This window comes from Gloeocapsa sp. PCC 7428 (genome assembly GCF_000317555.1).
Lineage (GTDB): Bacteria > Cyanobacteriota > Cyanobacteriia > Cyanobacteriales > Chroococcidiopsidaceae > Chroogloeocystis.
In genome coordinates, this window is the sequence record NC_019745.1 from 1,728,770 (window position 1) to 1,752,962 (window position 24,193).

At 44.5% G+C, this 24,193-nt stretch carries 20 protein-coding genes and 1 tRNA gene; 13 read left to right on the top strand and 8 right to left on the bottom strand.

Features of this window, described 5'->3' with window-relative positions:
• Window positions 1-61 precede the first annotated feature (61 nt).
• Window positions 62-613, bottom strand: a complete 552-nt coding sequence (locus tag GLO7428_RS07570; RefSeq protein WP_015187978.1) for a YIP1 family protein — start codon at window positions 611-613, stop codon at window positions 62-64.
• A gap of 130 nt (window positions 614-743) precedes the next feature.
• Between GLO7428_RS07570 and GLO7428_RS07575 the strand changes: the two genes are divergently transcribed.
• Together GLO7428_RS07575 and GLO7428_RS07580 are read left to right on the top strand one after the other, a co-directional pair.
• Window positions 744-1,736: a hypothetical protein gene (locus tag GLO7428_RS07575; protein ID WP_015187979.1), complete on the top strand. Its 993-nt coding sequence runs from the start codon at window positions 744-746 to the stop codon at window positions 1,734-1,736.
• A 240-nt stretch (window positions 1,737-1,976) separates the two neighbouring features.
• Window positions 1,977-2,981: a hypothetical protein gene (locus GLO7428_RS07580; RefSeq protein WP_015187980.1), complete on the top strand. Its 1,005-nt coding sequence runs from the start codon at window positions 1,977-1,979 to the stop codon at window positions 2,979-2,981.
• Between the two features lie 32 nt (window positions 2,982-3,013).
• Here GLO7428_RS07580 and GLO7428_RS07585 read toward each other — a convergent pair whose 3' ends face one another.
• Both GLO7428_RS07585 and GLO7428_RS07590 read right to left on the bottom strand, forming a co-directional pair.
• The gene (locus GLO7428_RS07585) at window positions 3,014-4,333 is read right to left on the bottom strand and encodes a DUF2254 domain-containing protein (RefSeq protein ID WP_015187981.1); all 1,320 of its coding nucleotides are present in this window, start codon (window positions 4,331-4,333) and stop codon (window positions 3,014-3,016) included.
• A complete protein-coding gene (locus GLO7428_RS07590) occupies window positions 4,330-5,340 on the bottom strand; it encodes a mechanosensitive ion channel family protein (RefSeq protein ID WP_041919000.1) in 1,011 nt (336 codons plus the stop codon). The genes GLO7428_RS07585 and GLO7428_RS07590 overlap by 4 nt, the downstream gene beginning before the upstream one ends.
• Before the next feature lie 209 nt (window positions 5,341-5,549).
• Between GLO7428_RS07590 and GLO7428_RS07595 the strand changes: the two genes are divergently transcribed.
• A complete protein-coding gene (locus GLO7428_RS07595) occupies window positions 5,550-6,566 on the top strand; it encodes a DUF389 domain-containing protein (protein WP_015187983.1) in 1,017 nt (338 codons plus the stop codon).
• A gap of 18 nt (window positions 6,567-6,584) precedes the next feature.
• Entirely contained in the window at window positions 6,585-8,147 is a 1,563-nt protein-coding gene (locus tag GLO7428_RS07600; protein WP_015187984.1) for a Na+/H+ antiporter, read from the top strand.
• 49 nt (window positions 8,148-8,196) lie between these two features.
• Here GLO7428_RS07600 and GLO7428_RS07605 read toward each other — a convergent pair whose 3' ends face one another.
• Window positions 8,197-9,105, bottom strand: coding sequence for a metallophosphoesterase (locus GLO7428_RS07605; RefSeq protein WP_015187985.1), 909 nt, complete (start codon window positions 9,103-9,105; stop codon window positions 8,197-8,199).
• Between the two features lie 820 nt (window positions 9,106-9,925).
• On the opposite strand from GLO7428_RS07605, the gene GLO7428_RS07610 reads away from it, so the two are divergent.
• Entirely contained in the window at window positions 9,926-10,732 is an 807-nt protein-coding gene (locus GLO7428_RS07610; RefSeq protein ID WP_015187986.1) for a hypothetical protein, read from the top strand.
• Window positions 10,733-10,779: 47 nt separating this feature from the next.
• Here the strand turns inward: GLO7428_RS07610 and GLO7428_RS07615 are convergent, their stop codons facing one another.
• Window positions 10,780-12,066: a DUF389 domain-containing protein gene (locus GLO7428_RS07615; RefSeq protein WP_015187987.1), complete on the bottom strand. Its 1,287-nt coding sequence runs from the start codon at window positions 12,064-12,066 to the stop codon at window positions 10,780-10,782.
• Window positions 12,067-12,204: 138 nt separating this feature from the next.
• On the opposite strand from GLO7428_RS07615, the gene rimP reads away from it, so the two are divergent.
• The 6 genes from rimP to GLO7428_RS07645 all read left to right on the top strand — a co-directional run bounded on the left by rimP (window position 12,205) and on the right by GLO7428_RS07645 (window position 18,915).
• Complete coding sequence (rimP, locus tag GLO7428_RS07620; protein WP_015187988.1) at window positions 12,205-12,666, top strand: ribosome maturation factor RimP; 462 nt, start codon at window positions 12,205-12,207, stop codon at window positions 12,664-12,666.
• A 173-nt stretch (window positions 12,667-12,839) separates the two neighbouring features.
• Window positions 12,840-14,126, top strand: a complete 1,287-nt coding sequence (nusA, locus tag GLO7428_RS07625) for a transcription termination factor NusA (RefSeq protein ID WP_015187989.1) — start codon at window positions 12,840-12,842, stop codon at window positions 14,124-14,126.
• A gap of 67 nt (window positions 14,127-14,193) precedes the next feature.
• Window positions 14,194-14,502: a YlxR family protein gene (locus GLO7428_RS07630; protein WP_015187990.1), complete on the top strand. Its 309-nt coding sequence runs from the start codon at window positions 14,194-14,196 to the stop codon at window positions 14,500-14,502.
• 480 nt (window positions 14,503-14,982) lie between these two features.
• Window positions 14,983-18,027 (top strand): translation initiation factor IF-2, encoded by a 3,045-nt coding sequence (gene infB, locus GLO7428_RS07635; protein WP_015187991.1) that lies wholly within the window; start codon window positions 14,983-14,985, stop codon window positions 18,025-18,027.
• Between the two features lie 75 nt (window positions 18,028-18,102).
• Window positions 18,103-18,705, top strand: a complete 603-nt coding sequence (locus tag GLO7428_RS07640; protein ID WP_015187992.1) for a low-complexity tail membrane protein — start codon at window positions 18,103-18,105, stop codon at window positions 18,703-18,705.
• A gap of 6 nt (window positions 18,706-18,711) precedes the next feature.
• The gene (locus tag GLO7428_RS07645) at window positions 18,712-18,915 is read left to right on the top strand and encodes a hypothetical protein (protein ID WP_015187993.1); all 204 of its coding nucleotides are present in this window, start codon (window positions 18,712-18,714) and stop codon (window positions 18,913-18,915) included.
• Window positions 18,916-18,984: 69 nt separating this feature from the next.
• Here GLO7428_RS07645 and GLO7428_RS07650 read toward each other — a convergent pair whose 3' ends face one another.
• Window positions 18,985-19,563 carry an alpha/beta hydrolase gene (locus GLO7428_RS07650; protein WP_015187994.1) on the bottom strand — a complete coding sequence of 193 codons (579 nt, stop codon included), beginning with the start codon at window positions 19,561-19,563 and terminating at the stop codon, window positions 18,985-18,987.
• Window positions 19,564-20,139: 576 nt separating this feature from the next.
• Between GLO7428_RS07650 and GLO7428_RS07655 the strand changes: the two genes are divergently transcribed.
• The gene (locus tag GLO7428_RS07655) at window positions 20,140-21,975 is read left to right on the top strand and encodes a DUF1565 domain-containing protein (RefSeq protein WP_015187995.1); all 1,836 of its coding nucleotides are present in this window, start codon (window positions 20,140-20,142) and stop codon (window positions 21,973-21,975) included.
• 306 nt (window positions 21,976-22,281) lie between these two features.
• Here the strand turns inward: GLO7428_RS07655 and GLO7428_RS07660 are convergent, their stop codons facing one another.
• Window positions 22,282-22,554, bottom strand: a complete 273-nt coding sequence (locus GLO7428_RS07660) for a DUF3493 domain-containing protein (protein ID WP_041918549.1) — start codon at window positions 22,552-22,554, stop codon at window positions 22,282-22,284.
• 34 nt (window positions 22,555-22,588) lie between these two features.
• Here GLO7428_RS07660 and GLO7428_RS07665 point away from each other — a divergent pair.
• A tRNA-Thr gene (locus tag GLO7428_RS07665) sits at window positions 22,589-22,660 on the top strand.
• Between the two features lie 370 nt (window positions 22,661-23,030).
• Here the strand turns inward: GLO7428_RS07665 and GLO7428_RS07670 are convergent.
• Window positions 23,031-24,014, bottom strand: a complete 984-nt coding sequence (locus GLO7428_RS07670) for a YegS/Rv2252/BmrU family lipid kinase (protein WP_015187997.1) — start codon at window positions 24,012-24,014, stop codon at window positions 23,031-23,033.
• Window positions 24,015-24,193: the final 179 nt, after the last annotated feature.

Genomic DNA, 24,193 nt, shown 5'->3' on the forward strand with positions numbered 1-24,193 from the left:
CGCTTTCCAAAACTCTGGAAGACTCAAAACTAACCACTCATCACTAGCTCCTTAGCTCCTCTTAATTCGTGAATAAAACTTGTACCGAGCCTACGGCTAATTGAATCAAAGGCCAACCGATTAGGCAAATGACCGCCGCCCAGACGTTGCTAATATCTAACCCTTGGCGGACTGCAACAATAACAGCAAGTAAACTCCAAACTGCGAGGACTAGCTGAATAGGAATTCCTAGCAGCGGAATTAACGTTAAAAAGTTGAATACTTGAGGCGCGTAGGCAAAACCAATCGGAACGAGTAGTTCTTGAAACGAAACATGACCTGGTTTGAAGCGATCGCCAATTTTCCAAATCGTAAAAGTCCAGAAATAGTAACCTAGAACTACACTCACAACATTAAGTATTAATGCGAAGACAAACGTAGTAATACCGACACGATTAATTAATAAAATAAAGGCATTACCCAAAGCATTCGAGATGGCTGCCGCAATCACAATAGATTGAGCAACGCGGCGCGTTCTGCGTGTATTAGGAGCATCTTCATAGAAGTGAGCATCCAAAGTCAAAGCTTCCCGCAAAGTTGTTCTAAACTTCCATTGGTCTTTCCTGGCACTCACCTTCAATCTCGACTTTTGCTAGATAATTACGACTTTAGAATAAGGTATTTTTATCCTATATCTAAGTATAAAAAGTGATAAAGCAGGTTTTGATTTTACATACTACAAAGCTACACATAGGATTAGCTTGATGAAACGGGTTTTCGATTGGTTGCATGGTACTACATTTAAGCTACTAAGTCTGGCTGTCGTCATATTTTTGATTTGGGGAACGCTAGCGCCGCTAGAAACGCTCCTATGGTGGTTATCACAGGATGAGGAGAGTGTAAATCCTGATTCGAGTCAACCCGACGCAACTTCAGATGATGACTCGAGTTCAACTGAAGCATCAGTTAATTGCTACGTCGTTTTCCTCCCAGGAGTAGGAAGCTATGATGCAGATAACTTAACCGAGGAAGAATCAAATTTTGTAGACCGCGTGATTGAATCACATCCTCAGTGCGTGTCAGTACGAGATGTATTTCCATATTCTGCTGCAAATGAAGGATTAGTCGGAGAACGGATATTAGCACCTGTGTGGAATGTCATCAGACAATCTGACGGCTTAGCGTATACGGTAATTAACATTCGGAATATTTGGCGCATGGCGTTATCCGCAGACCCGCGCTATGGAACCGTGTATAACCGAGGAATTGCTAGTGCAATTATCGATCGCATGAATGCAGCGTCTCCCATACCTCCTGCAAATCAAAGAATTAATGCGATCGTGATGAGTACTAGCGGTGGAGCGCAAGTCGCGCTGGGGGCGGTTCCTTATCTTGAGGACTGGTTAAATGCGCAAGTTTTCGCGATTTCGATTGGTGGTGTTTTTGCTGGTCGAGATGGTTTTGCTCAAGCCAATGGCGTGTACCACCTCTACGGTACTGAAGATTGGATTGATGATATCGGTTGGATTATCTTTCCTTCACGCTGGCGCTGGGTTTTTGGTTCTCCCTTTAATCGCGCGCGCCGTCAAGGACGCTATCAAGCAATTGAAACAGGTCCTCACGAACATGATGGCGATCGCGGCTATTTTGGTGAAGCAACCGTAGATGATGGTACTAAATATATCGATTTAACGCTGGAAAAGCTCAATGCATTGCCGATTTGGTCGGTCGATAATCCTAGCACTGAGCAAGATTAAGCTAAAAACATTGACCAAGAGTGCGTGATGTATAAAAAATTTCAAAGTTGGTGTGATGAGTGGTATACGAAACGGGCACACTAAAGACATCACGTTGATACTATTTAAGTTGGGTTTTTTGAATGAACCACAAAGCACACGCTAGCGTAGCGTTAGCCCTTAAAACACAAACGAAGGAATTGGGAAGAGAGCTTTTTTGAGGTCGATATAGCAAGTGCTGCCTAGATATATTGATACGCAATGTTAAAGTTAGTTAATAGTATTCTTGAGTGGCTGCGTGGTGGTGCTTTAAGGCTACTCCTTTTAGCAGCAGTGATCCTTGCGCTCTGGGGAACACTTTCGCCAATCGGAACTTTGGTATGGTGGCTGACACAATCGGAAACGTTGGGCTTGAAGCGACAATCGCTGCAACTTCCTGAGCGAAATAACTCAAATCGTGCTGGTAAGCCAAGAAATTTAACTTGTTATATCATTTTTCTCACCGGAGTAGGCGATTTTTCCACAAATGAATTAACCGAGGGCGAAGAAGACTTTCTTCAAGGTTTAGCACAAACGCGTCAAAATTGTGCCATTGTTAAAGATGTTTTTCCTTACTCCGCAGCCAACGAAAACTTGGGAGGAGAACGCTTATTAGCCCCTGTATGGCGCTTTGCTAACGAAGCTGAAGGCTGGCTTGGTATTGCTGATATCCTGATTAAAATTCGTAATCTGTGGCGCTTTGCGATTTCCGCCGATGAGCGTTATGGTCCGGTTTATAACCAGGGAATCGCGAGTGCGATCGCCGAACAGATGAATGCAGCCCATCCCTTACCACTCGATTCGCAACGTCAACCATTAGACATTATTCTCATTGGTACCAGTGGCGGTGCACAAGTCGCGTTAGGGGCGACTCCGTATCTTAATCAATGGCTGAATTCAGATATTACTGTGGTTTCTGTTGGGGGCGTGTTTAATGGTATTAATGGCTTTGAGCAAGCTGACCGTGTTTTCCACTTGCGCGGGACTCAAGATTGGGTAGAAGATATCGGTGGGATTATTTTTCCTTCGCGTTGGGTATTTACGATTGCTTCTCCTTTTAGCCGCGCCCGTCAGCAGGGGCGTTATCAATCCGTTGTGAGTGGACCGCACGAACACGATGGTTCGCAAGGTTATTTTGGTAGAGATTATGTTTCAGCAAGCAAGACAACTTATGTCAATTTGACGCTACAAGCAATTAACCAATTACCAATTTGGCAACGTCAGTGAAACGTCAGTGAAAATAAATAATTTCAGAATTACTATGCTTTTAACAGCTTGAGAACGGCAAAATATCGCTCTTGAACATCTTTTTGATCGAGTTCTTCGGATATTCCTTCGTGGCTACCGCGTTCGATCATTTGTGCATGACGCAGAAGTGCTGCACGTTGTTCTTTCGTGTGAGTACATTCACTAATCCGCGCGATCGCTTCTAATAATCGAATCGTTACGCCCACACTTGATTGTCCATATTGTCGAATTTGGTTAAACGCAGTATCAACCATATCCGCAAAACTGACTGATTCAGCAATGACACGTAGCTTCTGATTGTCATCGTAACGATAGGGAGAAGGAATACTTTTTTGTGCTAAGTGGCACAAAGCTGCACTAAGTTGATCGATGCACTGAATCGCTGTAAACGGATCGTTAATTCCTGGAGACAAGGCACGTACAGCAATTTCAACTAGCTGATTTACACAAAACTCGACGTCTTGCTGCGGAGTGCGCTGATTACCGACAACAAAAAAGCCATTAATCTTTTCCGCAAGTTTTTTATGAATCCGCTTGCCTGGGAAAATCGTTACAAGATCGCTACCTTTAACAACAAAGTCTCCTGGGCGGTAATTAAGACGTATCAGTAAATCATTTTCTGTTGCAAATTTCATTAACTCCTCATTGTCAACGCCCTGAATATAACCACCAACTTTTGCTCTAATGGATTCGGCTTCACGCTCAAAGTCTCTCGGAATATCTGTCCCACTGTCTTGACCTGCTGGTTCGCCTTGTCCAATTTTTTGAGGAAATAAGCGATCAATCGTTTCATGAAGATCTTGACCGACATTAGAGATGACTTGCTGTGCTTGAATCGATGTTGCAGCATGATGTAAAAAGTAAATGAGAACTGCCACACCAACTGCTGCCAAGATAATGCTGCAAGTTACCGAAAAATGCGGAACAAACTCTTCATTGTCTTGACTATTGATCGTACGCAGCACTAACAAGCAGTAGATAAACGTTGAAATAAATGTGCCTAGTACAATTTGATTACCTGTATCGCGCATAAAATTCCGTAGCAAGCGCGGTCCAAATTGTCCAGATGCAAGTTGCAATGCCACAATCACAATAGAAAAAGCAGTGGTAGCCACTGTAACCATCGAACCAGAAACGGTAGAAAGAATCTCGCGCGCGCCATCAGGTCCACGAGTGTAGGTTAATGGCAAAGTTCTTATCAAATCATATTCTTGGTGATCGAGCGTGAGCGTAACATACGCTAAGAAGATCGCACCGAGTACCATTAATGATGGGATAAACCAAAAACTCGTGTGAAGCGATTCCCAGACTTTGCCTAGTTTAGTGCTCATGGTTGATCCTGTGTTTGTGCGCGGTCGTTTTTGCCGTTTGGCGATCGCATTTCAGCCAGCTTTCTAATCGAGTCGCTGATTCTACGCGGTTTGGGGACTTCTTTGTTTCCAGCGGGCCATCCTTCGCGTTGACGCGTGCGATCGCCGTCGGTTTCTTCGGTTTGGTCGTGAAACAAAATCTGCTGTGTGGGAAACGGCATATCAATGCCATTCTCGGTTAACGTTTTCTTAATTGCGGTTAAAACTCCATCGCGCATTTGCAATGTTTCTAATCTTCTGGGTGGCTGTACCCACCAACGCGCGCGAATATTTACCGTACTTTCTGCCAAATCCACCACAAGGACATCAGGCGCTGGGTCGCGTAATACTCCATCGACGCTGTACATTGCTTCTAAAATCAGTTCCTTCGCACGGTCAATATCATCGCCGTAACCAATGCCGATATCGTACTGTAATCGACGATTTTCAAAAGCTGTATTGACTGTTACTGAATTTGTAAATAGTTCCGAGTTAGGAATGACAATCCGACGACCGTCATACGTTCTAATTGTCGTCGCCCGCGTTTCAATATTCTCGACAGTTCCCTCAAAGTCTTTAAATACAATTTGGTCATCAATGTGAAATGGCTCAGTCAATAAAATTAAAATTCCTGCAAGAAAGTTTTGCAGAATATCGCGAAACGCAAAACCAATAGCCACACCGCTAATTCCGAGTAGTTGTACCAAATCTCCGGCGCGAAAAGTTGGAATGACGATTGACAACGCAACAAATAAACCAATTAATACAACTGCACCTTGAGTCAAGCGCCCCAGCACCATCCCTAAATTCCGTGCTTGTCGGTGTCTTCGTGTTAGCTTTCTAACAAATAATTTGAAAGAGCGCGCTGCGAAAAAAAAGATTGCAAAGACAATCAATGCTACTACGACGTTGGGTAGCAAGACGATTGTGCTATTGACCATGCCTTGAATTCTTTGCCAAGCTTCTAATGCTGCTGTTTCCAGGTTCATGAACTTGTTAATACCGAAAAATTGTGAGTTATGAATGCAATTTGCTGAAAATCCTTCATTAATGAATTTGCCTAAATTAACTAGGCTCATCAGCATAGGGGATGACGTTTTTCTGCTCCTCAGTGATAATACTTGGATGAGAAATTGCCGCGCAACATCCTAACTCATATTTTGGTCTTAAGCTTTACGAGTAGTTCCAGGAGAGTAGTGTGCTGTTTGATATTCGCCGACGATTTAACTTGCTGCATAAGCGGAGAGTTGCACTGCACGATTTGCAGTCGATGCACGAGGGGCTATTAGAAGAATCAGCGCTAGAGCGGATTTATATTATCTTAATCGTTGGCTCTTGTGTTATTGCTACCTTTGGATTACTGTCGAATAGCGCCGCCGTGATTATTGGCGCGATGATTGTGGCTCCTTTAATGTTGCCGATTCGGGCAATGGCATTCGGTGCATTGGAGGGTAACTTCCGGTTATTTCGCACAGGCTTAAGTTCGATCATTGTGGGCACACTGCTGGCGATTGCGATCTCGTGGTTAATTGGAATGTCTGTTGGTTTAGCGGAATTTGGTAGTGAAATTTTTTCGCGATCGCGTCCGACTTTGCTCGATCTAGGAATTGCGATCGCAGCAGGAGGAATAAGTGGTTTTGCCAAAGTTGAACCCAAAGTTTCGCCAACGTTAGCAGGAACTGCGATTTCTGTTGCTTTAATGCCACCGATTTGTGTTATTGGTTTAGGACTTTCACAAGCAAATTGGTCTTTAAGTCTTGGCGCATCGGTTTTGTATCTCACCAATTTGCTAGGAATTACGCTTTCTTGTATGCTGATTTTTCTAGCTACAGGCTATACTCCGCTCTATCGTGCTAAAAAAGCACTGATTTGGACCGTTGGACTAACGACAATGCTACTTGTACCGCTAGGATTTAGCTTTTTTCGCTTGACTCAGCAAACTCGGCTCGAAGCTGGTCTGAGACGCGCGCTGTTAAACCGAACTGTGACTTTTCAAAGATTGGTACTTATCGATAGTAATGTTAACTGGTCGAGCGATCCCCCAGTAGTACGCTTAAGTGTTCGTTCTAGAGACCCTGTCACGCCAAGACAAGTTGAGCTTTTAGAAGAATTTTTAGCTAGAGAAACAGGACAACGCTTTACTTTAATTTTTGAAGTTGGTCAAATTGAAGAAGTAAGACGTGAAGGCGTCAACGGTTCTTCTTTTGATGAATAAACTTAAGTTTTAGCTAACATGACAACAGAAACACTAGCCGAAGTAGCGATTGAGCAAAATATTAAGCAATTTCTTTTGGTACTATCAGTTTCCTTAAGTATCGCCACATTACCACAGTTTTTTAGCTGGTTTCGTCAAATTCCTTATACGCTGCTTTTAGTCATTGTTGGCTTAGGTTTGGCGTTTGTTGATGTGAGATTAGTGAATCTTTCGCCACAACTGATTTTGACGATATTTTTACCCCCGCTGTTGTTTGAAGCAGCGTGGAATATGGAATGGACTAAGCTTAAGCGCGACTTAGTGCCAATTACGCTGTTTGCGATTTTAGGGGTTGTTATTTCGGTGATTGGTGTAGGTTTAGCACTTAATCAAACCGCCGGAGTGACAATCGGAATTGCTTTGCTTTTAGGTGCGTGTGTCGCCGCAACTGATCCGGTTTCTGTGATTGCGTTATTTCGCGAACTCGGTGTCGAAAAACGTTTGACAATTCTCATGGAAGGCGAAAGCTTATTCAATGATGGAATTGCTGTTGTCGCGTTTAGTTTTGTCGTCGGTTTTGCGCTAGGAACAGATACTTTAGAACTTCAAGAACTCATTGCACGGTTTTTTACCGTTGTTGGAATCGGAATTGGTTGTGGTTGTGTTGTCGGTTTTGGCATTTCTTATCTAACGCAGCGATTTGATTTACCTTTGGTCGAGCAATCACTTACTTTAGTTTCGGCGTATGGTACTTACATCATCACCGAAGATTTAGGCGGTTCAGGCGTTATTGGCGTTGTCACTACAGGTCTCGTTTTAGGAAACTTTGGCTCGCGAATCGGAATGCAGCCGAGTACGAGATTAGCTGTAACTCAGTTTTGGGACTTTTTGGCATTTTTTGTCAATTCTATCGTGTTTCTGCTGATTGGCGATCAAATCAAGTTCAACGACTTAGGCGCAAATTTAGGACTGATTGCGATTACGATCGCCGCCATGATCGTCACCCGCGCGATCGCAATCTTCGGCTTGGGTTGGTTGAGTAACATCTTGGTTAAATCAGAAATATCTTGGTCCGATGAACTGATTTTATGGTGGGGAGGTTTGCGCGGTTCGGTGGCGATCGCACTGGCTTTAAGTGTGCCAGAAGTCTTACCACAGCGTACACAAATTATTTCTGTTGTTTTTGGTGTCGTCCTATTCACGCTGTTGGTACAAGGATTAACCACCAAACCTTTAGTAACAAAATTCAAACCTTCAAGCGATCAAGCGGTACGTCAGGAGTATTTGGAAGCGATCGCGCGTTGGGTCGCGATGAATCGAGTTTTAGAACATTTGACGCAAGCAAATCTTCGCCCCGAAATTGATCCAGAGTTTTATCGTTACCAAAAAGCCTTGGTAGAAGGTCAACTCGATGACGTACAGCAGGATATGAACAAATTACGCAATGAACATCCTCAGCTACGAGACTTTGCGGTAGAACAACTGCAAGAAGAACTCCTCGCGATTGAAGCGGATACTTATGCAGAGTTAGTACGCGGTGGACGCTTGAATGATAAACTACCACCGATGCTAGAAGAAGTCTTCAAACAAATGAATAAATAAAGTACCTATTCAGGTGTTTGACCTCTACAAAAACTCAAGTAAGTTTTTATTAACTTGCTTCTCGAAGCCTAAATAGCGTCACTTCCGGCGGACAGTTGATTCTAATTGGCGCAATGCTAAAACCTATACCCCGATTCACATACAGGCGATTTCCTGGCTGTCCGTAACTTGCTTCGATCCAACCATCAACGTGAACTTTATCTTCTCGCACAAACGTCATCCAAGACCATTGGGGCAAAAATGGCAAACGCACTTGTCCGCCATGCGTGTGTCCTGCGACTGCTAAAGGTGCCGTGTTAGCAGGAAATTTCTCAAACGAATCTGGATGATGCATCATTACTAATCTTGGTGCAGTTTGTGGTATTTGAGACAATGCGATCGCCGGATTGTCTTTGTTCGCCCACCGCGATCCAATACCCACGAGATACAGTGAATCTTCTCCTGTTGGTTGTTGGTTTGCTGGCGGTACTAGGGAAACTGCCTCGTTTTGTAACATATCCACACCTGCTTGTTCCAGCGCTGCATACAGTTCGCCTGCTATCTGTTCATTCGGTGGGGCAGTTTTGGCATCCATTGCGTAGTCGTGATTGCCCAGTACCCCGTAAGTAGGAATACCTGCTGCTACCAACGGGCGAACCAATTCTACCGCCTTGCCAATTTCATTGTCATTTCCCTTATCCGCATGATAAATAAAGTCACCAGCAATTAGTACAAGTGCTGGACGTTCTTGAATTAATTGATCGACTACACGTCTAATGGTGTTGGTATTACCAAGCCACATTCCAATTTGCCAATCGGCAATAACCGCAACTCTTTGTCCCTCCCAAGCATCAGGGAGATTCGGGATTTCTGCTACTTCTTCTTCTGTATCAATAAAGTAGGGTTCTACTAAGCCCCAAATCGCCAATAGCGAAGCGACTCCTAATAAACTGAGCAATATGTATTTAAGCGATTTCATTTTGTGTTAAACAAGTACAGTTCTAATTCCTGATCCCAGTGGAATAAAAATTATGCGCTGCATTCTGCTTGTTACTTGTGGTAAACACGAATGCTTGTAGCATCTATTATTACAATATTTTGAAATATAGTACTGAGAATCAATCACACTAAAGAAAGATATTTTGCCTAGCTTAATATCTATGAATTAATCGATTCATCAATTTAATGATTTTTGTAAAGGTCATTTCAAATAGTTATTTTCTTCAATTGATTGTTAAGAATAATAAAGATATTTTTTGATAAATAAAATTGATATTATTTTCAATTGATATAATTAATATAAAACAATAACGTTTAAAGCTTTAGTGACTCATATTTAAACTACTCAATAATTTCAATTCAGCTTGATTTGATAATCTAAAGTACATCCCAAGTAGTAATTTAGCGAAGAAGTGTATTAAATAATTCTATCGTGAGTAGGTAGCCTATTCAGGTATTTTCGTCTAAATTAGGCTTAGCAATACAAAAATATTAGATGTTAAATGCGAAGTTTAAGAAGTCATAAAATTCAAGCAAAACTTAAATAAGAAAAGAAAAAATTGACCATTTTGAGCCTTACGCTTACATTGAAGTGCTAGAGATTAGTAAGTTGCGCTGGTTGTAATTGGCAGGGTGACCGATATCTCCAGAAAAACACTTTTTCTTGTTGCAATTAAAGTAACGGTACAAACAGAAATAAGGTGTTCGTCTAAGATTCTAAGACACATAGAAAGATTTGTAATTGGTTGATATTTACCAAATTACAAGAAAAAATTTGTAAAGTTGAGGAGATTGTAGAAGTGACAAATAGTTTACAGGGCTTATGGAATAAGAAGAAAGCGATCGCCCTAGTAGCCTCGGTGACATTACTAGCAGCTTGCGAAACCAACCAGCCACAAGCAACGACTCCGGCAAGTCCAGGAAATGTCACAACAGAGCAAGTAGCGAACCAAACTGAGGCACTCATTGGTAAGACGGTCACTGTCAGAAGCGAACCAGTTCAAAAGATTAGTGATACTACATTCACAATCAGTGACGAACAGTTTTTTGGCAATGAGAATATTCTGGTAGTTAATACGTCAGGAAAACCTTTTGTCCTACCTGAAAATACAGAAGTGCAAGTAACAGGTCAAGTTGCCAAGCTAGTTGTTGCTGACGTCAACCGAGACTATAACTTAGGTCTAGATCCAAACTTGTACGTAGAGTATGAAGGTCAACCAGTCATTTATGCGCAGTCAATAGCTTTAGCGCCTGAACCTGGCCAGATTACACAAAATCCCAGTCGATACTACGGTCAAACGCTGGCTGTTACGGGTGAAGTCGAAGATATTGTAGATGTCAATTCGTTTACCTTAGATGAAGATCGGCTACTTGGTGCTGAGGATTTGTTAGTCATTAATGCAAATCCTAAGGCAGCAGTTAATGATGGTGAAACTGTTGCTGTAACTGGGGTACTTCGTCCATTTGTCGTTGCGGAGATCGAGCGCGACTATGACTTAACATGGGATTTGGATCTTCAAAGAAAGCTAGAAGCAGAATATAGCCAAAAGCCTGTACTTGTAGCTGATGGCGTATATCCCTCAGCAATTCCTGAAGCCGCGAAGTAAACAGAGTTAAAACTCGATGGGAATTAGGTAGTGATTATGGCTGCTGCCTAATTTTGAGTATTTGGTGCGGATAGGACGTTAACACTCACCAGTGGGGTAACATTAAAGTCTTGATTGTGTAACGCTGTTTGAACTGCTTGCGTAAGGCGATCGCTAATCACTTCTGCGGATGCAGTTACCCCCGCACGTCGCTGCACGTACATCACCACAAGTAGTGTATTTTGTCCAGAAATATTCGGCGTTGGAAACCGGACATTCGCCTCTACAAGTTCCACCAAGTCGCTATCTTCTACCGCCTGCTGAATTGTCTGATTAGCACTTTGTTCGCGGCTACTACGTTGCAGATTGGGAGAAGCGCTAAACTGCCAGATGAGTAACGCTAGAAGTGCCACAAATGTTACGGCTAGTATCGCCGGAAACAGCGCTTTCTTACCCCGCTGATATCGCGCCCCTCTTGCTGTTAAACCATAACTCCGAAAGACCAGCGAAGCCGATAAGTTAATACCCACTAGTTGCAATAACAATAAAAACACACCATTAATTGCTAAATCCCATCGCCCCATCACACCCGCCATGCCAATCAATCCCGCAGGTGGTGCGAGTGAAGCCGCCACAAGCATTCCCACCGCTGCACCAGAGACAAGGCTACTGCGTTCTGATTGCACGAGGTTAATCGCCCCCGCCGCCCCAGCAACGAGCGGTAAAAGTACGGCAACCGTCGATATCTTACTGGTATCACTCATCGTACTCGTCACCACCTCTTGCTGAAGTAGAAAACTGAGGACACCAGCAACAACAATTGTGACAGCAAGTGCAGCGAAGTAGCGTAATAAAGTACGTTTGAGAAGATTCACATCACCGCGTGCTGTGGCGATCGCCACATTCATCGCGGGACCTGCAAACGGCGCAATCAACATCGCCGCTACGAGTAAATAACTTGTATTTGTGTATAAACCAATCCACACCACTACACCCGCTGCGGCAGCATATCCGAGAAAAGCTTTCCAAGAACCGACACTTTGCAAACCTGCCAAAAAGATTTCAATTGGGCTACGCGCCTTGACATCAGTCACCTGCTGCGGTGCTTGATCGGCAGGTGGATGCATCGCAATCACCCCACGCGGAATCAGCGTCACCTGTAAGTTTGGTAGCGATTCCAAATCTCCTAAAAATTCTTCGACTTTCTGGTTAGAAATATGAACGATGACAAGATCAATCGGTTCGTTATTTCCTGTTGCTTCAACTCGTGCTGTATTTGTAGCATCATAAGCTTGAGCTATTGCTAAAACTTCCTTGCCATAACCATGTGGTACTTGAATTAAGAGTTGCCGCATGAATGTTGCCTACACCTTACTTTTATGATGCGATAAACTGAAATAAGAAACGAGCCTCAGATGAGTTCGTTCTAAAAACTTCTTGGAAAATATCATTTCGCAGGAAGTGGGTAACAACCCACTTTTTTATTTTGGAAAATGACTCATCCCCTAATTCCACAAATCATTGAAATAGCAACACCAGTAGCAGAAGAACTCGGCTTGGAATTGGTCGGAGTAGTTTTTCACACTAACCAACGCCCTCCTGTACTGCGTGTGGATATACGCAATCCACAGCAAGATACTGGGTTAGATGATTGTGAGCGAATGAGTCGTGCGTTAGAAGCCCAAATGGATCAGGCAAGTATTGTTCCAGATGCTTATGTGTTGGAAGTTTCTAGCCCAGGAACTTCGCGGCAATTAAGTACCGACCGAGAGTTTACTGCTTTTAAAGGGTTTGCGGTGCTTGTTAGGAGTTCTCAACCGCATGAAGGTCAGCAGGAGTGGGTAGGACAACTCATTCGTCGCGATGAAACAGCCGTCTACTTAAACCAGAAAGGTCGAGTAGTTGCCATTCCGCGCGCGCTCATTACTAAAGTACAGCTAGACGATCGTCGTTAGAACAGAGGCGAAGGGCGATCTAGGAGTTTTGGGTTTTGAATTTTCAGTTATTCGTGCAGCGTGCCGGAGGCATTAGAATTTCTTAACTCAACACTCTTTACGAGTAACTCTTTATCCCCCTGATCCCCGAACCCTGACCTCTGACCCCTATTTTCTTTATTGAGGATTTTATTATGTCAATGGTAAGTTTGCCTGGACTGAAAGATTTAATTGAAAATATTAGTCGCGAGCGCAATTTACCGCGTGTTGCCGTACAAGCGGCGCTCCGCGAAGCACTACTGAAAGGTTACGAACGATATCGTCGAGCGCAAAACCTCGATAAACAGCATTTTGACGAAGATTTCTTTGACAACTTTGAAGTTGAACTTGACGTAGAAGAAGAAGGCTTTCGCGTCCTCGCCACCAAAACCATCGTCGAAGAAATTAGCGATCCCGATCATCAAATTTCCTTACGCGAAGTTCAAGAAGTCGCAGAAGAAGCACAACTTGGCAGCGAGGTTGTGTTAGACGTGACGCCCGAACAAAAAGAATTTGGGCGCATGGCAGCAATGCAGACCAAGCAAGTACTTGCGCAAAAACTCCGCGACCAACAACGGCAAATGATTCAAGAGGAATTTCAAGACCTAGAAGGCACTGTTCTGCAAGCGCGAGTACTGCGCTTTGAACGACAATCGGTCATTATGGCAGTCAGTAGCGGTTTTGGTCAGCCCGAAGTCGAAGCCGAACTACCCAAACGCGAACAATTGCCTAACGATAACTACCGTGCAAATGCCACGTTCAAAGTTTACCTCAAAAAAGTTTCACAAGGTCAGCAACGCGGTCCCCAACTCGTTGTCTCGCGTGCGGATGCGGGCTTAGTAGTATATCTTTTTGCTAACGAAGTTCCAGAAATTGAAGATGAAGTCGTGCGCATTGTCGCAGTGGCACGCGAAGCAAACCCCCCGTCGCGCTATGTTGGTCCTCGCACGAAAATCGCCGTTGATACCTTAGAACGCGATGTCGATCCTGTCGGTGCGTGTATTGGCGCGCGCGGTTCGCGAATTCAAGTTGTTGTCAACGAACTGCGTGGCGAGAAAATTGATGTGATTCGTTGGTCGCCAGACCCCGCGACCTATATTGCCAACGCACTTAGCCCTGCCCGTGTCGATGAGGTGCGCTTGATGGACCCAGAATCGCGGCAAACGCACGTCCTTGTTGCCGAAGACCAACTCAGCTTAGCAATTGGTAAAGAAGGACAAAATGTCCGCTTAGCTGCACGCTTAACCGGTTGGAAAATCGATATCAAAGACCGCGCGAAGTACGACTACGCCGCAGAAGACGCTAAATTTGCCGCCGCTGCTGCCGAATATCAAGCGCAACAAGCTCAAATGGAAATGGATCAAGCAGAAGACGAAGATGAATTAGATGAACTAGACGAAGAATTTACAGAAACTATGGAAGTAAGCGATGCCCCAGCTTAAGCTGAAACGAAAGATAGACAATTACAATATCGCTGAACCCTGATCTCTAAATCCTGAACCCTCATCGATGAAACCTAACTATCGACGCTGTATTAGTTGTCGTCGGGTCGCCTTGAAACATGAGTTCTGGCGAATTGTCCGCGTCTATCCTTCTGGGGAGTTACAATTAGATCAGGGTATGGGGCGTTCTGCATATCTTTGTCCGCAAGCTGGCTGTTTACAAACAGCCCAGAAGAAAAATCTGTTGCGGCGATCGCTGCGGATATCTGTTCCCGAAGCCATCTACCAAGCCTTAGGGCAACGTTTATTAACAAACCCATCTGTCAGTGAAACTCAAAAAATTGAAACCACACTACCGATCCCAAACAAAAATTAAGTGTCATTTCCAAATTTCGTTAGGACTCGCATCTTGGCAGCGAAATTGCTGAGAATTGATACTAACTCTTGTCAAACTGGGTTCGTGGCAGAATAGTAAAAACAGGAAACTCAATTTTATTTAATTCGGTGCAATAAACTACTAAAATCACACCATATTTTTTTACAGGTTGATGCAACATTAAATAAAGAAGCTACACAGATACAAAATTACTAGCTAGTACGGATGCGTACCCCCAAGAGAAAGGGTCCGCAAAAATTCCCTAAGGATAAAATTGCGGTAAAAGCGCATGGCATGTTTACACAACCGTCGCGATGACAGTAAAACACCTTTTTCATATAAAAACATCTCTCTTTACTTTGTTGGAGGCACGGGCAGCAACTTGAACGGCAACCAATAACACAGGACTCACAGGATGGAGATGCTAACAAAACTCAGGCAACCATCCGTATCAAACTGGTAGGTAAAGGGGAAGAGTGGATGAATAACGGCAAAGTAAGGATATACGATTTGTCAAAAGAATTGAATTTGGATAACAAAGAGCTACTAGCAATTTGTGACCAGCTTAATATTGCAGTCAAGAGTCACAGCAGCACGATCAGTGAAAATGAAGCAGAGCGAATTCGCGCTTTAGCTGAAAAGTATGTCGCCGAGCGTTCGTCGTCGCGGCGAGAATCAACCGTTACACACGCAAATCAAATTAACAAAACTAAACCTAGACCTAACTTGCCACCGAAGCAACAGATCTTGGAAATTCGTAAACCAAAGACCCCTCCTCGGCTTAACCAAAACCAGGCAGAGTCTCCAGTCGCCTCAAATTCTCAGCCGCAGGGAAATTCGCCCGTTGCTCCACGTCCTTTCGCATCACCAGCGGCACCTACTAAGCCGATGACTCCACCGCCACGCCCTGTACGTTCTGCGGCATCGGAAGACGCCAAAGTAGAAGTAGAAGCACCAGAAGCACCAGACAGCGACAATCGCGACGAGTTAACAGCAAACTTCGTAGAAGTTCAAAAACCCAAAGAAGTTCCCCAAAAACCACAACTCGTCGAACCGCCAGCCAGACCAGTCGCACCAACAATGCCACAACTCAATTTACCTGAGCGACCGATCCTCAAGCGCGATCAAGCTCAACGTAATAGACCAGCAGCGGCAGAGACAAGAGCAGATAGTGGTTCAGAAAAACCCGCACGTCGTCCTGTGGGGCAAAAACCAGGGCAACTAGCTGCCAAAGCAGAACCAGTACCAGAACTGCAAAGACCTAAGGTATCGCGGCTCAACGAACCAGCCGCGATCGCCAATCGTCCAAAACTTGCAGGAGCAACGAGTACAGAAGTCGATGAGGAAGCGACACAACCAGCGACGCTTTTAGAAATCGAAGATCCCGAAAAACTCCTCAAGCGACCAACACCACCCCGACCTCAAAAAGGTGGGAAAAAGTGGCAAGAAGAAGAAATTGATGAAGGACAGGATTCAGGGTCTAAAGCGGGTAAAGCAGGAGCAAAAACTAAGCGCATGAAACCCATCATCGATTTCGATGATGAAGAAGACCTAGATGATGCTGACCTCGATGTCGAAGCTCCAATTAAGGTGAGCCTGTCGATCGCCCGACCACCTAGACAGAAAGCGGCGCGTCCTAGTGGTTCAGGGGTGACAGCAAGTCCTGTTGGAGCGGTGAAAAGTAAAAAAATGGCTCCAGCGCGCGAACAAAATCGTCGCCGCGAACCTGAACAAAAAGATGAACGTCCAGAGAAAATCGTCATTACAGGCACAATGACCGTTCAGGAACTAGCACAAGCGCTGGTTGTGCCAGATACCGAGATCGTGAAAATCCTATTCCTTAAAGGTATTGCGGTTAATATCACGCAAAACTTGGACATTCAGACGCTGACGATGGTGGCGAACGAATTAGGCGTGGAAGTTGAAACCGCCGAACCCGAAGCCGAAGCCCGTAAAGTCACCGAAATGTTGGATGTGGAAGATCTGGAAAATCTCCAGCGTCGCCCACCAGTCGTCACGATCATGGGTCACGTAGACCACGGTAAGACGACATTGCTTGACTCAATTCGTAAAACCAAAGTCGCGCAAGGAGAAGCAGGCGGCATTACCCAACATATTGGCGCGTACCACGTCGATGTGGAACACAACGGGCAAATGCAGCAAGTCGTATTCCTCGATACTCCTGGTCACGAAGCCTTTACCGCAATGCGCGCTCGTGGAGCAAGGGTGACAGACATCGCTATTCTTGTCGTCGCTGCGGATGACGGCGTACGCCCACAAACGATTGAAGCCATCAGCCATGCGCAAGCGGCAGAAGTTCCCATCATTGTCGCGATTAACAAAATTGACAAAGAGGGCGCACAACCCGATCGCGTCAAACAAGAACTGACACAATACGGGCTAACTCCAGAAGAATGGGGCGGCGAAACAATTATGGTGCCAGTCAGCGCGATCAAAGGCGAAAACCTAGATACACTCCTAGAGATGATTCTCCTTGTTGCCGAAGTGGAAGAACTCTCGGCAAACCCCGACCGTCTTTCCAGAGGTACAGTCATTGAAGCACATCTTGACAAAGCCAAAGGACCTGTTGCGACTTTGTTAGTCCAAAACGGAACCTTACACGTAGGCGATGTCTTAGTAGCTGGCTCGGCGTTTGGTAAAGTTCGGGCAATGGTAGACGATCGCGGACGCCGTGTCGAAATCGCTTCGCCTTCATTCGCAGTAGAGGTCTTAGGCTTAAGCGACGTACCAGCCGCAGGCGACGAATTTGCCGTCTTCTCACAAGAGAAGGAAGCACGCGCGATCGCCGAGGAACGCGCCAACAAGCAACGGCAATCGCGCTTAATGCAAGGACGTGCTACGCTCACCAGCGCTTCCGCACAGGCACAAGAAGGCGAGTTGAAAGAACTCAACTTGATCCTCAAAGCCGACGTTCAAGGCTCAGTCGAAGCGATCGTTGGTGCGCTTAAGCAACTTCCGCAAAACGAAGTACAAATCCGCTTGTTGTTAGCAGCACCAGGCGAAGTTACCGAAACTGACATCGACTTGGCAGCGGCGAGTAACGCGGTAATCATTGGCTTCAACACAACGCTTGCTAGCGGCGCTCGACAAGCCGCCGATGAAGCCGGTGTAGACGTCCGCGAATACAATATCATCTACAAACTGCTGGAAGATATTGAAGGCGCGTTAGAAGGTCTATTAGAGCCAGAACTCGTTGAGGAATCCCTCGGTCAAGCCGAAGTACGTGCGGTCTTCCCTGTTGGGCGTGGCGCTGTTGCTGGTTGCTACGTTCTATCCGGTAAGCTGATTCGTAACTGCAAAGTGCGAGTACGGCGCGGTAGTAAGATTGTCTACGAAGGCTCGCTTGACTCGTTGAAACGGATGAAAGAAGATGTGCGCGAAGTTAATGCCGGATACGAGTGCGGTATTGGTGTCGATCGATTTAACGATTGGGCTGAAGGCGATATCATCGAAGCCTTCCAGATGGTAACGAAGCGCCGTACATTAGGAGGGGCTAGAAATTAGAAGGCTAGGGGCTAGGGATACTCATTGTCTGTAGCCCCTATTCTTCTTGATTTTTGATACTGCACTACCTACTCTATGTCTTTTCGGTCAGAACCCATGTTGTGGATTCACCTTTCGGGGTTAGCCGTCGTCCCAATCTGTTTAGATGTGTGTTTATTAGGATTGGCGGTGGGAGATCCTGTTTTACCCATCTGGTTAGAGGTAGCGCTTGTTGCTGCGATGGGAGTTGTCCCAGTCGTGTGGATGCAGTTGCAACGTCCGTTTTACATTTTTGCGGTTTTGGCGATCGCACTCAAACAAGAAAAATTAACGACCCAACAGCGCCAAATTTTAAGTTTAATCAATACCCGCATCAACAAAGTACTAACTATCTTAGCTGCGGTATTATTAGTTACAGTGCTGTGGCAATTGTACCAAATTGCACCAGTTGTAGCCTTGACTCTATTTCCCCGTGAATGGCGGATTTTAGGACTATTACTCGCTGGCTGTAGTTTTGCCTTCGCGAACTTGTTTTTTCAAATTCCCGTAAGTGTGATGCGGGTGCTTGTTACCAGTGATGCAGAATTTGCCGCGATAAAACCTTATCCTCAAGAGAACATAGCACCAGATTTTACAATTTTAGGTTTGCAGGTGAATCAACTTTTACCAAAGTTAGTACACACTCACACAGAAAACTGAGGAAATATGGCTATTATCCCTGCTTCTCGCCCTTACCAATCGGATCAACACCAAATTTGGGATCATCTCAAACAAGCGATCGCTACTACTTCTGGATTTCGCCGTTGGCAACTTGAGCGATCGTCACAAGATACCCAAGTTCAAGATCTCAGTTTAGACCATCAAGTAAAACTTTATTTGCGCGAAACTTTAGAAACTCTAGCGTATTGAAGTGCGCAAGGGAAGCATGAAAAGCATAACTCCCTTGCTGAATTATACCAACCTGAAAGGGAACCGAGATTAGCTGACTCGATTGAGCAAGTCTCGAACGCGTGCGCCACGATTAAGAATATCTTGAATATTTCCGCTTAAGCGACGTAACTGACGATAAGCAATTTCTAAGCGATCGCCATCTACTTGTACTTCGCGTGTGGGATAGTTTTGCAGCACTTCAATCAGTGAAACTTGTCCATCACGGGCGGAAAGGACTAAAGCAGCGCGTAATGCTTGTCTATCTGCACGGCGTGAAGGTGTATAAATGACTTGGCTGATTTCATCGAGTAAAGCATTACCCACAGGGCTATTTAACACGCGATCCAAGAAAACCGGATTGACTTTAACAGGTTCAGTTAAATAACGGCGTACGGTTGCCGGATCTTGTCCTGCTCTGGCAAGATTAGAACGTAGCGATCGCGAAAGTTCTCCCGTTTCCGCAAATTGGGCGAGTTCAGCAACTGAAAGCGATTGGCGAAAAATTCGATATCTTAAAACTACGCGTTCAGCCGCGTTAGCCACAGGTATTTCAAAAACTCCATTACTACTCAAAAAAACACTACTTGCTACTAATGCAGCAGCAAGATGTAAGAATCTTAAACGCATTTTTTGTGTGATTTTAAATCGTTCTTTATAAGATATTTGACGAAAAATTGATTTGTTAAGTTGCGGTATCCGCAGCGTTAGAAGTAAGTTCTATCTTTAGAGATAATCACCTTGATTTCAAACACTGATGAATCCTGCTGGGTGTCAGTGCTACTTGAAAGTATTTATTTCTCTTTTTATACCAGTTCAATTAAGGAAATTTACTGATAGGATTCTGATTATTTCTGACATTTACTTCCTTCGCGATCTTCTTCGCTGCAACGGCTGTTGTTGTCGGCTCTTAGCGCTCCTGCGTAAGTCATATTTTTTGACAAAAAACTTAGGGAACATGGCTACAAATGTATTTGTCTTCCGCTATAGTTTTGCATGGGTTTTAAAACTTTTCAGTCAATAGCGTATTTGGTCAAATACTCATAAACTGATGTCGTTAACCATGCCAGACAAAATGAGGCAATGTGAGTCAGCCCTCAAAGCAGGCTGTGAAGAGACACAAGCATAATGCACGTGCTCTTCGTCAATGAAATTTTGCGTTTGTACGCCACCTTACGTTAGTTCAAGACACGAGATGCAGACAGTATGACAAACCACGATTCAAATAATCGCAAATCAAATATTTTTAGAGTTATATCTACTAAAGGTCGTGCGCCACATCTACCCTTGGGTGCGGGATTGAGTGCATTATTTTTGGTTGCTACAGGTGCAATTTTAGGCAACAGCGCGATCGCCTCCTCTAAAAAGCTGGCTCAATTCGTTGTTCCCACAACCAACGATCCTGCTCCTACGCCAACTCTCACTCCATCACCATCGCCATCACCTAGCCCGACTCCAACTTCATTACCCTCACCAATACCATCACCTAGCCCGACTCCAACTTCATTACCCTCACCATCGCCAACCTTATCTCCCACTCAAACTACTCCGACGACTCCAAGTACAAATCAAGTTCCTGCAACGACAACAGTTATTTACGTCAATCCCCAAACAGGAACCGATAGTGCTGGTGCTGGAAGTACCGCCGCTGCTCCTTTCAGGACTATTACCTACGCACTTAGCCAAGCACAACCAGGCACAGCAATTCAGTTAGCCCCTGGGACTTACAGCAGTGAAACAGGAGAAGTTTTTCCACTTACCATTAAACAAGGTGTGACATTACGCGGCGATGAAGCTAGCAAAGGACAATCGATTGTCATTACAGGTGGTGGACAATACATCAGTCCTACGTTCGCGCGGCAAAATGTTACAGTACGCGCTGAAAATAATAGCGCGGTTAGCGGCGTGACGATTACCAACCCGAATACACGCGGAACCGCGCTGTGGATTGAATCTGCAAATCCTACCGTCACGAACAATACTTTTATCGATAGTAACCGCGACGGTGTTTTTGTAACTGGTACAGCCAATCCCAAAATTGAAGGTAATGTCTTTAGCAAAAACGGCGGTAATGGCATTTCAGTAGCACGTTCTGCCCAAGGTGAAATTCGCAACAATACGTTCCAAGATACAGGCTTTGGGTTGGCGATCGGTGGTGCTTCCTCACCGCTCGTTGCAGAAAACCAAATCAAAGAAAACGAAGATGGTATTTACATTTCTGAATCGGCACGTCCTGTTTTACGTGGTAACGTGATCGAGAACAACAAGCGCGATGGTGTTGTCGCAACCATCAACGCTCAACCGGATCTTGGTACGGCAGAAAGTGCAGGAAATAACATTATCCGTAGTAACGAGCGCTACGATGTTTACAACGCAACTCGTGGCAATGCTTTACTTGCTGTAGGTAATACGATTGATGCGAAGCGCACCTCAGGTAAAGTCAATCTTGTCGCACCACAATTTGCCTTTAGTGATGTTCAAGGATTATGGGCGCAACCGTACATTGCTGCTTTGGCATCGCGCGAGATTATTGCTGGATTTCCTGATGGCACGTTTAAGCCCAATGAACCAGTGACGCGCGCGCAATTCGCGGCGATTGTCAGCAAAGCGTTTACCCCAACACCGCAACGTGAGGCACAAGATTTTAACGACGTCAGCCGCAATTTCTGGGGATATCAAGCAATTCAAAGTGCTTATCGAGGAGGCTTTGTCGCGGGTTATCCTGGTGGTGCGTTTCAACCACAGCAGCAAATTCCCCGCGTTCAAGTATTAGTTTCTTTAGCAAATGGCTTGAATTTGCGTGCTGATAATCCAAATGTTCTTTCTACTTATGCTGATGCTTCCCAAATTCCAGGTTATGCTACTGATGCAGTTGCAGCAGCAACTCAAAGGCAACTTGTTGTCAACTACCCAACGCCAAATCAACTAAATCCTAATCGCCCTGCTACGCGTGCTGAAGTCGCAGCGTTTGTTTATCAAGCTCTCGTCAATTCTGGACGCGCACAAGCGATCGCATCCCCATATTTAGTAAGAGTTCCTTAACCTCAATTTAAAAGCGCCAGGCTGCTGTTACAGTTCTGGCGCTACAAACATTGAGTTTTTATGTGCTTTAGGGTCTTTATATTATGATGACCCTACTTATTTATTTGCTTTTATATTCAGGGTCTTTAAATTGGCTGACCCCGTTTGAACCTATATATATGATGTCAGAAACAATACGAGATCTTGCGTTTCCTAATTATTTCTTTATTTTTTCTACTATTGTGTGTTTTTGATTAAATCTATTTAAATTTTTATTAAAAGCTCACACTATCAATAGTTATTGCGTTACCATCAGCAGCTTAATTTTCAACGCGATTCGCGATCCCAGCGAAACAGAAAGACCATCAAGGCTATTACTCCAAGTTGAAGTGCAAAATTAGGTAAAGCTGTCTCTACATCACGTCCAGCTGCTAGTTGGGCAAGAAAAACTAATGCTCCGATAAAACCAGAGGCACCAAAACTGATATAAATAAATTTGCGCAAACCTCGATAAGGAGCCGCAGCCTCAGCTTTTAAACGCGCGTATTGCTCAGGTGTAAAACGTTTATTGCTGCGATTTTTGGAAGTTGGTTTTACCATAGAAAAGAAAGCTGCTACAATCATATACTGCCATGCCGATGTAGCTCAGTGGTAGAGCAATCGATTCGTAATCGATCGGTCGCGAGTTCAAATCTCGCCATCGGCTTTATTTGATCATAGCCGTAAAATATGGAAGCTCAGAGTAAAAGCCTTATGAATTAATGCATAGAGACTTCCTTACGACACAGTAACTCATGAGTCTTATTGCTTGACTTCATTTTTTGAATATTTGTTTGACTATGATTTGATTATGAATGTAGTTTAGAGCTATCGATATTCATAGTCAGAAAATTGCTTATCAGGTTTATGGCAAGATATCACGCGGGAAGTAGTAAGTATACAGTTCTAAAATAAAAACTGAAACAAACACAAAGCGCGATCGCCGCAAATTAAATTCAGTACAAATGTTATCTGCGATCGGTAAAAGGTCACGATCGCGAGTTCAAATTTCGCGATCGGCTTGTAGTCACTTGCGCTTATTCTTCAAACCCAGAAGTAGATTTAGACTCGACTTTTAAGCCTGGTAGTCCTTCAAGTTTTTCGATAGGAGAGGCTGGGGCGGCTTCTTGTGGAACAAAAATGGTTAATCCTCCTGGTACGCACTCAACATCAATCGGAGTGTCACCGATCAGTTCGCCATCTAACACGACTCTTTGGGATGGATTTGTGCGGATAATAACTCGTTTGGCACGGAGATAACCGATATCCTCGCGCTGTACCGCATTTTCGTTCAACGCGGTTTGAAGTAAGTGATAAGAAGCCGCGATCGCACCTGCACGCGATACGGGTGCAATCACTGTCACATCGAGTAGCCCGTCGTCAAAGACGACTCCGGCAGGTCCTTGTGCCAAAATTGAAGTTGGAGGAGCAGCATTCGCAACTGTTACCGCCACCGCAGTTACTGTGATGATTTTATCTTCAGTTTCTATTTCGGCTTCAAAACTCTCCATTTCGCGCAATTCTTGCAGCCCAGCCATAACATACGCCAACATCCCAAAGCGATTTTTGGCTTCGCGATCGGCGCGTTTGACAGTTTCAGCTTCAAAACCTACTCCTGCTAACAAAACCATTGGTAAATTATTACACCGTGCCGCATCGACAACACGTGTCGCACCGCCTAAAATTGTTTGACAAGCTGCTTCAATTGTGTTTGGTAGCTCCAAAGCAGCCGCAAAAGCGTTAGCTGTACCGCGAGAAATGATACCCAGAGGAATGTCTGTACCGACTAATGCCGCCGCCGCTGTAGATAGCGTGCCATCACCACCAGAAGCAATGATTTTCGTTGCACCTTGAGCGATCGCCTCTTTAGCTATTTCGTCTGCACCCTTTTCCTCAGTAGTAAACCGAATATCTAGATTAATTTCCGCTTCTAGAATTTCGCGAATTTGAGCTAAATCTTGCTCAGGATCGCTTTGACCTGCAACCGGATTAAAGATCAAACAAGCATCAGTTCGGCTCATACAAATCTAGTTTTCAATCACGATAGTGAACGCGCTTTCTAGACCAAAAAATGCTTTACTTTGCTGCCGTTATTTCTTACGAAGCGCAACATTACCAAAGTAAAAGACGGTTTACAATCTAGAAAGCTTAAGCTTTAAATCTTAGCAAGAATATAACACTTGCTTTTTTAAAGCTGACA

Excerpts from the sequence above, each read along its gene's own strand:
- GLO7428_RS07575 (WP_015187979.1), top strand. The coding sequence starts at position 744 with ATGAAACGGGTTTTCGATTGGTTGCATGGTACTACATTTAAGCTACTA.
- GLO7428_RS07580 (WP_015187980.1), top strand. The coding sequence starts at position 1,977 with ATGTTAAAGTTAGTTAATAGTATTCTTGAGTGGCTGCGTGGTGGTGCT.
- GLO7428_RS07585 (WP_015187981.1), bottom strand. The coding sequence starts at position 4,333 with ATGAGCACTAAACTAGGCAAAGTCTGGGAATCGCTTCACACGAGTTTT.
- GLO7428_RS07590 (WP_041919000.1), bottom strand. The coding sequence starts at position 5,340 with ATGAACCTGGAAACAGCAGCATTAGAAGCTTGGCAAAGAATTCAAGGC.
- GLO7428_RS07600 (WP_015187984.1), top strand. The coding sequence starts at position 6,585 with ATGACAACAGAAACACTAGCCGAAGTAGCGATTGAGCAAAATATTAAG.
- GLO7428_RS07605 (WP_015187985.1), bottom strand. The coding sequence starts at position 9,105 with ATGAAATCGCTTAAATACATATTGCTCAGTTTATTAGGAGTCGCTTCG.
- GLO7428_RS07615 (WP_015187987.1), bottom strand. The coding sequence starts at position 12,066 with ATGCGGCAACTCTTAATTCAAGTACCACATGGTTATGGCAAGGAAGTT.
- rimP (WP_015187988.1), top strand. The coding sequence starts at position 12,205 with ATGACTCATCCCCTAATTCCACAAATCATTGAAATAGCAACACCAGTA.
- nusA (WP_015187989.1), top strand. The coding sequence starts at position 12,840 with ATGTCAATGGTAAGTTTGCCTGGACTGAAAGATTTAATTGAAAATATT.
- GLO7428_RS07630 (WP_015187990.1), top strand. The coding sequence starts at position 14,194 with ATGAAACCTAACTATCGACGCTGTATTAGTTGTCGTCGGGTCGCCTTG.
- infB (WP_015187991.1), top strand. The coding sequence starts at position 14,983 with ATGAATAACGGCAAAGTAAGGATATACGATTTGTCAAAAGAATTGAAT.
- GLO7428_RS07640 (WP_015187992.1), top strand. The coding sequence starts at position 18,103 with ATGTCTTTTCGGTCAGAACCCATGTTGTGGATTCACCTTTCGGGGTTA.
- GLO7428_RS07645 (WP_015187993.1), top strand. The coding sequence starts at position 18,712 with ATGGCTATTATCCCTGCTTCTCGCCCTTACCAATCGGATCAACACCAA.
- GLO7428_RS07650 (WP_015187994.1), bottom strand. The coding sequence starts at position 19,563 with ATGCGTTTAAGATTCTTACATCTTGCTGCTGCATTAGTAGCAAGTAGT.
- GLO7428_RS07655 (WP_015187995.1), top strand. The coding sequence starts at position 20,140 with ATGACAAACCACGATTCAAATAATCGCAAATCAAATATTTTTAGAGTT.
- GLO7428_RS07660 (WP_041918549.1), bottom strand. The coding sequence starts at position 22,554 with ATGGTAAAACCAACTTCCAAAAATCGCAGCAATAAACGTTTTACACCT.
- GLO7428_RS07670 (WP_015187997.1), bottom strand. The coding sequence starts at position 24,014 with ATGAGCCGAACTGATGCTTGTTTGATCTTTAATCCGGTTGCAGGTCAA.